The organism is Pseudorhodoferax sp., assembly GCF_047601025.1.
Taxonomy (GTDB): domain Bacteria; phylum Pseudomonadota; class Gammaproteobacteria; order Burkholderiales; family Burkholderiaceae_C; genus Pseudorhodoferax.
On record NZ_JASGJZ010000001.1, the window covers coordinates 537,115 to 548,720 of the forward strand.

Below are 11,606 nucleotides of genomic sequence, written 5' to 3' on the forward strand. Positions count from 1 at the left end.
CGGACGCCGCGGCAGTTCCCTACTGCACGGCCGGCGCCTCGGCCGGGACGTGCTCGTGCTCGTCATGGTCGTGCGCCTCGTGCCCATGCGCATGCACGGGGTCGTGGTGGCCGTGGCCATGGTCGTGGCCGTGGTGCGCCACGATGCCGACCGCGCCCACCAGCGCGATGCCGGCCGCCAGCCAGCTGACCTGCGCGACCGTCTGCCGCTTGGTCAGCCGCGTCTGCAGCTGCGGGATCAGGTCGGCCAGCGCGACGTAGACGAAGCTGCTGCCGGCCACGACCAGGAAGTACGGCAGCCATTCCTGCAGCCGATCCAGCAGCCACCAGCCGGCCAGGCCGCCCAGCACCGTGGCCATGCCGGCCAGCGTGAGCTTGAGCACGGCCGCGCGCGGCGCGCCGGCGCCGGCATCGAGCACGACCAGATCGCCGATGTGGTGCGGCACTTCGTGCGTCAGCACGGCCAGCGCCGCCACCACGCCCAGCGCCGGGCTGGCCGTGAACGCCGAGGCGATCACGATGCCGTCGCCGAAGCAGTGCACGCTGTCGCCGGCCAGCACGGCCCAGCCGCCGCCCTGGCCGTGGTGGTGATGGCCGTCGTGGTGCCGGTGGCCGTGGTCGCCGTGCCCATGGTCATGCTCGTGCGCGTGTTCGTGGCCGTGGTGCCACAGCTGCACCTTGTCGAGCAGGAAGAACACCACCAGGCCCGCCAGCAGCACGCCGAACAGCACGGCCGGGTCGGTGCCGGCGAAGAACGCCTCCGGCAGCAGGTGCACGAAGGCCGTGGCCAGCAGCGCGCCGGCCGCGAAGCTGAGCAGGTAGCGCCGGTCGGCCACCAGCCGGCGCTGGCGCAGCGCCAAGCGCAGCAGCAGCGCGGCCAGCCAGACGCTGCCGACGCCGGCGGCCAGGGTGGCGATCAGGATGCCGAGCAGGTCCATGGCGATGCGCAATCCGTCACAAGCAAAAAAGCGAAGGCGGGAGGCCTTCGCAACGCGCTAATGATACCGCATGCTCAGTATCGAGGCAGCGTGGCCGGGGCGACGACCCGGCCACGCGCGTTCGCCGCCGCTGCCCGCGGCTGGTACCGGCGCCCTGACGATGCTCAGATCGCCACCAGCTGCCGGATGCCCTTGGCCTGCATCTCGCTGCCCGGCCCGCGGGCGATGAAGGCGCCGCGCTCCATCACCAGGTATTCGTCGGCCAGTTCCTCGGCGAAGTCGTAGTACTGCTCGACCAGCAGGATGGCCATGTCGCCGCGGTCGGCCAGCATGCGGATCACGCGGCCGATGTCCTTGATGATGCTGGGCTGGATGCCTTCGGTCGGCTCGTCCAGCACCAGCAGCTTGGGGCGGGGCGCCAGCGCGCGCGCGATCGCCAGCTGCTGCTGCTGGCCGCCCGACAGGTCGCCGCCGCGCCGGTGCAGCATCTGCTTGAGCACCGGGAACAGCTCGTACAGCTCGGCCGGCACCGGCGTGCCGCCGCTGCGGTAGGCCAGGCCCATGCGCAGGTTCTCCTCGACCGTCAGCCGCGCGAAGATCTCGCGGCCCTGCGGCACGAAGCCGATGCCTGCGCGCGCGCGCTCGTAGGGCGTGGCGCGCGTGATGTCGCGGCCGTCGAACCGGATGGTGCCGGTCTTGATCGGCACCAGGCCCATCAGCGATTTCAGCAGCGTGGTCTTGCCGACGCCGTTGCGGCCCAGCAGCACCGTGACCTTGCCGAGCTCGGCGTGCAGCGCCACGTCGCGCAGGATGTGCGAGCCGCCGTAGTACTGGTTGATGTTGTCGACTGTCAGGATGGCCATCGTCATCGTCCCAGGTAGACCTCGATCACGCGCTCGTCGGCCTGGACCTCGTCCAGCGTGCCCTGCGCCAGCACCGCGCCGTCGCACAGCACGGTCACGATCTCCGAGATGGTCTTGATGAAGCCCATGTCGTGCTCCACCACCATCAGCGAGTGCCGGCCCTTGAGCGTGAGGAACAGCTCGGCCGTGCGCGCCGTCTCCTCGTCGGTCATGCCGGCCACGGGTTCGTCCAGCAGCAGCAGCTTGGGGTCCTGCATCAGCAGCATGCCGATCTCCAGCCACTGCTTCTGGCCGTGCGAGAGGTTGCCGGCCAGGCGGCGCTCGCTGCCGGCCAGGTGGATGGTCTGCAGCACCTCGGCCAGGCGGTCGCGCTGCGCCGAGTCGAGCCGGAAGGCCATCGACGGCCGGACGCGCTTGTCGGTCTTGAGCGCCAGCTCCAGGTTCTCGAACACCGTCAGCTGCTCGAACACCGTCGGCTTCTGGAACTTGCGGCCGATGCCCAGCTGCGCGATCTGCGGCTCGGTGTGGCGCAGCAGGTCGATGGTGCTGCCGAAGAACACCGTGCCGCTGTCGGGCCGCGTCTTGCCGGTGATGATGTCCATCATCGTGGTCTTGCCGGCGCCGTTGGGGCCGATGATGCAGCGCAGCTCGCCCGGCGCGATGTCCAGGCTCAGCTTGTTGATGGCCTTGAAGCCGTCGAAGCTGACGCTGACCTCCTCCAGGTACAGGATGCGGCCGTGCGTCACGTCCACCTCGCCGGGCGTGGCGATGTGCGAGAAGCCGGCCTCGCGGCCGCCGGACGCGGTGGCGCCCGTGGCCACCGGGTGGGCGGCGCGCTGCAGGCGGCGCGCGCCCTCTTCCATCAGGTCGGGCGTCATGCGCGCTCCTCCTTGCCCCGCGCGGCCACCTTGCGCACCAGCCCCACCACGCCCTGCGGCAGGAACAGCGTGACGAGGATGAACATCGCGCCGAGGAAGTACAGCCAGTATTCCGGGAAGGCCGTGGTGAACCAGCTCTTGGCGCCGTTGACGAGGAAGGCGCCGACGATGGGCCCGATCAGCGTGGCCCGGCCGCCCACGGCCGCCCAGATCGCGATCTCGATCGAGTTGGCCGGCGACATCTCGGTCGGGTTGATGATGCCGACCTGCGGCACGTACAGCGCGCCGGCCACGCCGCACATCATGGCCGAGAGGGTCCAGACCGTGAGCTTGTAGTGCACCGGGTTGTAGCCCGAGAACATCACCCGGCTCTCGGCGTCGCGGATGGCCTGCAGCACGCGGCCGAACTTGCTGCCCACCAGCCAGCGCGCGAACAGGAAGAAGCCCAGCAGCACGAGGCCGGTGATGACGAACAGCGTCATGCGCATCTGCGGCGTGGCGATCGGGATGTCCAGGATGCGCTTGAAGTCGGTGAAGCCGTTGTTGCCGCCGAAGCCGGTCTCGTTGCGGAAGAACAGCAGCATGGCGGCGAAGGTCAGCGCCTGCGTGATGATCGAGAAGTACACGCCCTTGATGCGCGAGCGGAAGGCGAAGTAGCCGAACACGAAGGCCAGCAGCCCGGGCACGGCCACCACCAGCACCATCTGCAGCACGAAGGAGCCGCTGAAGGCCCAGTGCCAGGGCAGTTCCTTCCAGTCCAGGAACACCATGAAGTCCGGCAGCGCGCTCTTGTAGTTGCCCTCCAGCCCGATCTGGCGCATCAGGTACATGCCCATCATGTAGCCGCCCAGCGCGAAGAACAGGCCGTGGCCCAGCGACAGGATGCCGGTGTAGCCCCAGATCAGGTCCATCGCCAGCGCGCAGATGGCATAGCACATGATGCGGCCGAGCACGGCCACCGAGTAGTCCGACAGGTGCAGCGCGCTGTCCGGGGGCACCAGCAGGTTCAGCGCCGGCGCCAGCGCGCAGACGGCCAGCAGCGCGGCCAGGAAGGCGGCCCAGCCGGGCCGGCTCAGCAGCGGCGCGCGGCCCGGCAGCGCGACGCGGGCCGCCGGCGAGGAAAGAGTCGTGGCGTTCATGGGGTTCAGGCCTCCGCGCTGCGGCCCTTCATCGCGAAGATGCCCTGCGGCCGCTTCTGGATGAAGACGATGATGATGACGAGCACGGCGATCTTGGCCAGCACCGCGCCGGCCCAGCCCTCGAACAGCTTGTTCAGGATGCCGAGGCCCAGCGCGGCGTACACCGTGCCGGCCAGCTGCCCGACACCGCCGACCACGACGACCATGAAGGAGTCGACGATGTAGTTCTGGCCCAGGTCCGGGCCGACGTTGCCGACCTGGCTCAGCGCGCAGCCGGCCAGGCCCGCGATGCCCGAGCCGAGCGCGAACGCGTAGGTGTCCACGCGCGCGGTGTTCACGCCCATGCAGGCGGCGATCGGCCGGTTCTGCGTGACGCCGCGCACGAACAGCCCGAGCCGCGTGCGCCCGATCAGCCAGGCCATGGCGGCCAGCACCAGCGCCGCGAACACGATGATCAGCACGCGGTTCCAGGGCAGCGCCAGGTTGGGCAGCAACTGGATGCCGCCGCTCATCCACGACGGGCTTTCCACCGCCACGTTCTGCGCGCCGAAGGTCGAGCGCACCAGCTGCATCAGCACCAGGCTGATGCCCCAGGTGGCCAGCAGTGTCTCCAGCGGGCGGCCGTACAGGAAGCGGATCACGCCGCGCTCCAGCACCGCGCCGACCAGCGCCGAGGCCAGGAAGGCCGCCGGGATCGCCGCGATCAGGTAGGCGTCGAACGCACCCGGCAGGTACTTCTGGAACAGGCCCTGCACCACGTAGGTCGCGTAGGCGCCGATCATCATCAGCTCGCCGTGCGCCATGTTGATCACGCCCATCAGCCCGTAGGTGATGGCCAGGCCCAGCGCCACCAGCAGCAAGATGGAGCCCAGGCTCACGCCGGTGAAGGCCTGGCCCAGCCGCTCGCCCCAGACCAGGCCTTCGTCGATGGACGCGATGGCCGCGCGGATGGCCTTCTGCACGGCCGGGTCCTGCTCCTCGGCCAGGCGCTCGTTGAGCAGCAGCTTGGTGGCGGGCCGCTTGTTCTCGGCCAGCGCGGCGGCGGCGGCCAGGCGCTGGCCCGCGTCGTCGCTGGACAGCAGGCTGGCGGCGCGCGCCAGTTCGAGCTGCTCGCGGATGGCCGCGTCCTGCTCGGCCGCCAGCGCCTTCTCGATCAGCGGCAGCCGCGCCTGCGACGGCGCGCCGGCCAGCGCGCGCGCGGCCCCGGAGCGCACCGACGCATCGGCGCTGCGCAGCTGCAGCGCGGCGATGGCCACGTCCAGTTCGCCGCGCATCAGGTTGTTGTTGACGACGTCCTCGGCGTCCTCGGGCACGGCCACCTCGGCGCCGCTGGCCGGGTCGAAGCCCTTGCCGTCCCGCACCACGAAGGCCTTGTCGGCCGTGACGCGCACGGCGTCGTCGGCCATGGCCCGCAGGAACGCCTCGGTCCGGCCGTCGCCCTGCTCCACCGCCTGGATCACGGCGGCCGTGATGGCCTCCACCCGCTCGGACGAGGTGCCCGAGGCCATGGCCAGCGCGGCCTCGTTCGTCAAGGCGCGGGCCGGCAACGCGGCCGCACCCAGCAGCAGCGCCAGCACCGCGGCCAGCGCTTTCATCCAACTTCGCAAGGCAACCCCCTGATCTGCATCGTGCTCATGGAACGGAGGGGCGCGCGGCCCCTTTCCGTGGCGCGGCCGGAAACCGGCTCACGGGCTCACTTCTTCTCGGGCTCGTCCTTCTTCTTGTCGTTGCCTTCGATGTACGGGCTCCAGGGCTGGGCCTTGATCGGGGCCTTGGTGCGCCAGACCACGTTGAACTGGCCGTCCGGGCGGATCTCGCCGATCAGCACCGGCTTGTGCAGGTGGTGGTTCTTGGGATCCATGGTCAGCGTGAAGCCGCTGGGCGCGTCGAAGGTCTGGCCGGCCATGGCGGCGATGACCTGGTCGGCGTCGGTGGACTTGGCCTTCTCCACCGCCTGCTTCCACATGTGGATGCCGACGTAGGTGGCCTCCATCGGGTCGTTGGTCAGCGGCTTGGTGGACTGGCCGGGCAGCTTCTTGGCCTTGGCGTACTCGGTCCACTGCTTGATCCAGGCGGTGTTGGTGGGGTTCTTCACGCTCATGAAGTAGTTCCACGAGGCCAGGTGGCCGACCAGCGGCTTGGGATCGAGGCCGCGCAGCTCTTCCTCGCCGACGCTGAAGGCCACCACCGGCACGTCCTTGGCCTTCAGGCCGGCGTTGCCCAGTTCCTTGTAGAAGGGCACGTTGGAGTCGCCGTTGATGGTGGAGACTACCGCCGTCTTGCCGCCCTGGCTGAACTTCTTGATGTCGGCGACGATGGTCTGGTAGTCGCTGTGGCCGAACGGGGTGTAGGTCTCCATGATGTCGGCGTCGGCCACGCCCTTGGACTTCAGGAACGCGCGCAGGATCTTGTTGGCCGTGCGCGGGTACACGTAGTCCGTGCCCAGCAGCACCCAGCGCTTGGCATTGCCGCCTTCCTTGCCCATCAGGTATTCCACCGCGGGGATGGCCTGCTGGTTCGGCGCGGCGCCGGTGTAGAACACGTTCTTGGACAGTTCCTCGCCCTCGTACTGCACCGGGTAGTACAGCAGCGCGTTGTTCTCCTCGTAGACCGGCAGCACCGACTTGCGGCACACCGAGGTCCAGCAGCCGAAGGTCACGGCCACCTTGTCCTGGGTGATCAGCTGCTTGGCCTTCTCGGCCGCCAGCGGCCAGTTGGAGGCGGTGTCGATCACCACCGGCTCGAGCTTCTTGCCCAGCACGCCGCCCTTGGCGTTGATCTCCTCGATGGTCATCAGCGCCATATCCTTCAGCGCCGTCTCGGAGATGGCCATCGTGCCCGACAGGGCGTGCAGCACGCCGACCTTGATGGTGGACTGGGCGAAGGCGGGCAGGCTGCCGGCCATGCCGGCCAGGACGATGGCCGCGGCGGCGGCCTTCAGGGTGAAGCGAGGTTGCATGTCGAAGAACTCCCGGTGGTTGGTGGATCGCTGGGTCCGGCGGCGCCGCGCTGCGGACGCCGTCTGAGGTCGGGATCGATCCTAGGAACAAGCCCCGCCGGGGCCTATACGCCAGGTGGCGTACGCGGGCGGCGCCGGGGCGGGCGCGCAGCCGCCGGGCGGTCGCCCACTTGCGCGGTATCCGCTACATGAATGCGCTTTGATTCGCTCAATCCTCTTTAGAATCGATCCTACGAATACGCTCTGTCCCCGACGACCATGCGCACACGCCCGCCCTGTCTGTCCCGCACGGCGGGCGTTTTGCTGGGCCTCGCCATGCTCGCCGGGCCGGCCGCCGCGGCGGACCTGGTCTACGTGGTCCAGCCCGGCGACCATCCCTGGAACATCGCGCAGCGCTACCTGGTGCGGCCGTCGCTGGCCTGGCAGCTGGTGCAGCGCGAGGGCATCGCCGATCCGCACCACCTGCAGCCCGGCACCCGGCTGCGCCTGCCGCAGGCATGGCTGCGCCGCGTGCCGGCCGCTCTGGAGGTGGTGGCGACCGAGGGCGCGGCGCGCGTGCGCGGCGGCAACGGCCGCTGGCGCCCCCTGGCCGCCGGCGACCGCCTGCAGCCGCCGGCGCGGCTGCAGACCGGCCCGCACGACAGCGCCAGCATCGGCTTCGAGGACGGCGCCCGCGTGCTGCTGCTGCGCGACTCGGAGCTGCAGATCCACGCCGCCACCCGGCGCGTGCTGGACGGCAATTCGGCGGTCTCGCTGGAGCTGCTGCGCGGCCGCGTCGAGAACGACGTGGCGCCGGCCGCCGCGCCGGGCCGGCGCTTCGAGATCCACACCCCGGCCGCGGTCGCGGCCGTGCGCGGCACGCGCTTTCGCGTGCAGAGCCAGGGCACCGGCCGCGATACCGTGACGCACGCCGAGACGCTGTCCGGCGCGGTACGGCTGAGCACCCCGGCCGGCGCCGTGCTCGCCGTGGCCGGCCACGGCAGCACCGTCCAGGCCGGCCAGGCGCCCGCCACGCCGGTGCCGCTGCTGCCGGCGCCGGACCTGTCGCAGCTGCCGGACACGGTGCAGCACCTGCCGACGGAGCTGGCGTTCCAGGGCCTGCCTCGGGCCAGCGGCTACCGCGCCCAGCTGGCCAGCGACGCCGGCTTCGCGTCGACGCAGCTGGACGAGCAGTCGAACGCACCGCGGCTGCGGCTGGGCGAGCACCTGGCCGACGGCCGCTACGTGCTGCGCCTGCGCGCCATCGACGCGCAGGGCCTGGAGGGCCTGGCCGCCGAGCGGCCGCTGCGCATCCACGCGCGGCCGCCACCGCCGATGCAGATCGAGCCGCCGCCCGGCGCCACCGTCACCGAGGCGCAGCCGCTGTTCCGCTGGACCGAGGCCGACGCCCCGGGCGGCAGCTACCACCTGCAGTTGCTGGACCAGGACGGCGCGCCCTGGCTGGACCAGCAGGTCGCCAGCGCCAGCCTGCCCGCCGACCGCGCGCTGCCGCCCGGGCACTACCGCTGGCGCGTGGCGCGCATCGACGCCGACGGAAGCCAGGGCCCGTTCGGCGAGCTGCAGGCCTTCCGGCGCACCGAGCCGGGCCCGGTGCCCCAGCTCGCGGCGCCGGCGCAGGACGGACGGCTGGTGCTGAGCTGGAGCCCGCAGGCCGGCGCCGCCGGCTACCGGCTGCAGCTGGCGCAGGATGCCTCGTTCGCCGCGCCGCTGCTGGAGCAGCGCACCGGGGACGCGCAGGCCGCGCTGCCCGCGCTGGCACCCGGCCGCTACCTGGCGCGGGTGCAGCGGATCGGCAGCGCCGATGCGCCGGAACCCTGGGGCGCGCCGCAATCCTTCACCGTCGAGGCGCCGCCCACGCCGACATGGCCCCGCCTGCTGTTGCTGCTGCCGCTGCTGTTCCTGTAAACGGCGATCGCCGGACCGCTTGAGCACCGACGCCCTCTTCCCGCCGCGCGAGCCCGCCCCGTCGACCCTCGGTGCGCGGCTGCGGCAGGCATTGGAGCGGGCCGGCTGGTGGTGCGTCGGCGTGGGCACCGCGCTGCTGCTGGCCTGGATGCAGCCGCAGTGGCTGCAGCGGCTGGACCTGCTGGCCTACGACCTGATGCTGCCGCAGCGCAGCGCCGACACGCAGGCGCCGGTCGTCGTCGCGGTGGACGACGACAGCCTGGAGCGCCTGGGCGCCTGGCCCTGGCCGCGCACGCTGCATGCGCGCATGGTCGATGCGCTGCGCGATGCCGGCGCCGGTGCCGTCGGCATCGCCGTGCTGTTCGCCGAACCCGACCAGCGCGACCCGGCCGGCGACGCGGCGCTGGCCGCGGCGCTGGCACGCCACGGCCGCGTGGCGCTGGCCGTCGCGCCCGCGCGGCGGGCCGACGGCCGCATCGGCGCCGAGCTGCTGGGCCCGCGGCTGGCCGGCCCGGCGCCGCAGGCCTGGCTTGGCCACGTGGACGTGGAGACCGACCTGGACGGCCAGTCGCGCAGCCAGTACCTGTACGCCGGCCCCGGCCGCGCCGACGTGCCGGCGCTGGCGCTGGCCGTGCACGAGCTGGCCGGCACCGGCCGCTCCCAGCTCGAGGTGGCCGCCGGCATGGCCCCGCGCGCCGGCGGCGACGACGCCTGGATCCGCCAGGGCGAGGCCTTCGTGCCGCGCACCGCCGGCGTGCCGGTGGTGTCGTTCGCGGCGGCGCTGGCCGACCCGGCGCTGCTGGCGCAGGCGCGCGGGCGCGCGGTGTTCATCGGCGCCACCGCCGGCGGCCTGGGCGCCATGCTGGCCACGCCGCTGGCGCAGGCCCCGCACGCGCCGATGCCGGCCGTGCTGTTCCACGCCCAGGTGCTGGACGCGCTGCAGCACGGCAGCCTGATCACGCGGCTGGCCCCGCCCTGGTCGCTGGCCACGGCGCTGCTGCTGACCAGCCTGGTCTGCGCGGCCTGCCTGGCCACGGCGCGGCATAGCCACGCGCTGCCGCTGCCCGGGCGGGCGCTGGCCGGCCTCGCCGTGCTGGCCGCGCCGCTGCTGCTCAGCGCCGCACTGCTGCAGTACCAGCGCTGGCTGCCGCCGGGCCTGGCCGTGGCCACGCTGGCCGTGGCGCTGACGGTGCGCGAGGCAGCCAAGCTGCGCGCCGTGCAGCGCCAGCTGCAACGCTCGCGCCAGCACGCGCAGGCCGCGCTGCGCGCCATCGACGACGCCGTGATCACCATCGACGCGCAGCACCGGACCGTGCGCTTCGCCAACCCCACCGCGCAACTGCAGGCCGCGCCGCAGCTGCTGCAGGGCCGGCCGCTGCAGGCCTACCCGCTGCAGAGCGACAGCCACGAGGCGCTGCGCACGGCCGTCGACGCCTGCCTGGGCCGTGGCGTCAGCGTGCACCTGCGCGAACTGCTGTACCTGCGGGCCCCGGGCGGCCTGCGCAGCCTGCGCGCCACGGCCAACCCGCTGCGCGGGCCGTCCGGCGGCATCGAAGGCGCGGTGCTGGTGTTCAACGACATGACGGCCGCGCTGGCCGCCACCCGCGAGCGCGAGCACGCCGCCACCCACGACGCGCTGACCGGCCTGCCCAACCGCGTGCTGCTGCAGGAGCGGCTGCAGCTGGCGCTCTCGCGCGTGCAGCGCCAGCGCAGCATGGCGGCCATCCTGTTCGTCGACCTGGACCGCTTCAAGCACATCAACGACACGCTGGGCCACCGCGCCGGCGACGAGGTGCTGCGCGTGATGGGGCAGCGGCTGCGCGACCTGTGCCGCGACACCGACACCGTGGCGCGCTGGGGCGGCGACGAGTTCGTGCTGATCCTGGAGGACATCGGCGGCCCGGAGGGCGCGGCCATGGCCGCGGCCAAGATCGTCGACGCGCTGTCCTGGGACATCGCGCTGGGCGCCGAATTCAACCACCGCCGCCTGCCCAGCTCCGGCAGCGTGGGCGTGGTGCTGGTGCCGCGCGACGGCACCGAGGCCGAGGACCTGCTGTCCAAGGCCGACATGGCCATGTACCGCGCCAAGAGCCAGCCCAAGGCCAGCTTCCACATCTGGGCGGACGACATCAACGCGCGCATGCACGACCGGCTGGCGCTGGAGGTGGACCTGCGCCAGGCGCTGCAGAACGCGCAGCTGGTGCTGCACTACCAGCCGCAGGTCGCGCTCGGCTCGGGCCGGCTGGTCGGCATGGAGGCGCTGATGCGCTGGCAGCGCACGCCGGCCGCGCTGCTGCCGCCGGCCGAGTTCCTGCCGGTGGCCGAGGAATCCGGCCTGATCATCGACATGGGCGCCTGGGCCGTGCGCGAGGCCGCGCGCCAGGTCGCCGCCTGGCAGGCCGCCGGGCTGCAACCGGTGCCGGTGGCCGTCAACGTCTCGGCCCGCCAGTGCATGACCACCGACCTGGCGCAGGTGGTGCGGCAGGCCCTGCGCGAGACCGGCATCGCGCCGCGGCTGCTGCGGCTGGAGATCACCGAGACCACCGCCATGGCCCAGGGCGAGCACGTGATCGCGCTGCTGCAGGAGCTGCAGGCGCTGGGCATCGCGCTGTCGCTGGACGACTTCGGCACCGGCTGCTCCTCGCTGGCGCACCTGAAGCACTTCCCGCTCAGCGAGCTGAAGATCGACCGCAGCTTCGTCGCCGCCCTGCCCGAGGCGCGGCACGACGCGGCCATCGTCCACGCCACCGTGGCGCTGGCGCGCGGGCTGGACCTGCGCGTGGTCGCCGAGGGCGTGGAGAACGAGGCCCAGGCCCGCTTCCTGGCCGGCTGCGGCTGCGACTGCGCCCAGGGCTACCTGTACGGCCGGCCGCAGCCGGCGGCGCAACTCGCGCCGCTGCTGTCCGCGCGCTGAAACGCTGCCGG

General features: G+C 72.4%; 8 protein-coding genes. 2 read left to right on the forward strand and 6 right to left on the reverse strand.

Annotated features, from left to right (window positions below; genetic code table 11):
- Window positions 1-19: 19 nt before the first annotated feature.
- From QM782_RS02590 to urtA, 6 genes are all read right to left on the reverse strand, one after another.
- On the reverse strand, window positions 20-937 hold the full coding sequence (locus tag QM782_RS02590) for a ZIP family metal transporter (protein ID WP_415201377.1): 918 nt from the start codon (window positions 935-937) through the stop codon (window positions 20-22).
- A 164-nt stretch (window positions 938-1,101) separates the two neighbouring features.
- Complete coding sequence (gene urtE / locus QM782_RS02595) at window positions 1,102-1,794, reverse strand: urea ABC transporter ATP-binding subunit UrtE (protein ID WP_415205568.1); 693 nt, start codon at window positions 1,792-1,794, stop codon at window positions 1,102-1,104.
- A gap of 8 nt (window positions 1,795-1,802) precedes the next feature.
- A complete protein-coding gene (gene urtD / locus QM782_RS02600; RefSeq protein WP_415201378.1) occupies window positions 1,803-2,678 on the reverse strand; it encodes an urea ABC transporter ATP-binding protein UrtD in 876 nt (291 codons plus the stop codon).
- Entirely contained in the window at window positions 2,675-3,817 is a 1,143-nt protein-coding gene (gene urtC, locus QM782_RS02605) for an urea ABC transporter permease subunit UrtC (protein WP_415201379.1), read from the reverse strand. The genes urtD and urtC overlap by 4 nt, the downstream gene beginning before the upstream one ends.
- Window positions 3,818-3,822: 5 nt before the next feature.
- Window positions 3,823-5,412, reverse strand: coding sequence for an urea ABC transporter permease subunit UrtB (gene urtB / locus QM782_RS02610; RefSeq protein WP_415201380.1), 1,590 nt, complete (start codon window positions 5,410-5,412; stop codon window positions 3,823-3,825).
- A 98-nt stretch (window positions 5,413-5,510) separates the two neighbouring features.
- On the reverse strand, window positions 5,511-6,776 hold the full coding sequence (gene urtA, locus QM782_RS02615; RefSeq protein WP_415201381.1) for an urea ABC transporter substrate-binding protein: 1,266 nt from the start codon (window positions 6,774-6,776) through the stop codon (window positions 5,511-5,513).
- Between the two features lie 258 nt (window positions 6,777-7,034).
- On the opposite strand from urtA, the gene QM782_RS02620 reads away from it, so the two are divergent.
- Window positions 7,035-8,681 (forward strand): FecR domain-containing protein, encoded by a 1,647-nt coding sequence (locus QM782_RS02620; protein WP_415201382.1) that lies wholly within the window; start codon window positions 7,035-7,037, stop codon window positions 8,679-8,681.
- 19 nt (window positions 8,682-8,700) lie between these two features.
- Window positions 8,701-11,595 carry an EAL domain-containing protein gene (locus tag QM782_RS02625; protein ID WP_415201383.1) on the forward strand — a complete coding sequence of 965 codons (2,895 nt, stop codon included), beginning with the start codon at window positions 8,701-8,703 and terminating at the stop codon, window positions 11,593-11,595.
- Window positions 11,596-11,606: the final 11 nt, after the last annotated feature.

Coding starts and splice junctions, on each gene's coding strand:
- urtB (WP_415201380.1), bottom strand. CDS start 5,412: ATGAAAGCGCTGGCCGCGGTGCTGGCGCTGCTGCTGGGTGCGGCCGCG.
- urtD (WP_415201378.1), bottom strand. CDS start 2,678: ATGACGCCCGACCTGATGGAAGAGGGCGCGCGCCGCCTGCAGCGCGCC.
- QM782_RS02620 (WP_415201382.1), top strand. CDS start 7,035: ATGCGCACACGCCCGCCCTGTCTGTCCCGCACGGCGGGCGTTTTGCTG.
- urtC (WP_415201379.1), bottom strand. CDS start 3,817: ATGAACGCCACGACTCTTTCCTCGCCGGCGGCCCGCGTCGCGCTGCCG.
- urtA (WP_415201381.1), bottom strand. CDS start 6,776: ATGCAACCTCGCTTCACCCTGAAGGCCGCCGCCGCGGCCATCGTCCTG.
- QM782_RS02590 (WP_415201377.1), bottom strand. CDS start 937: ATGGACCTGCTCGGCATCCTGATCGCCACCCTGGCCGCCGGCGTCGGC.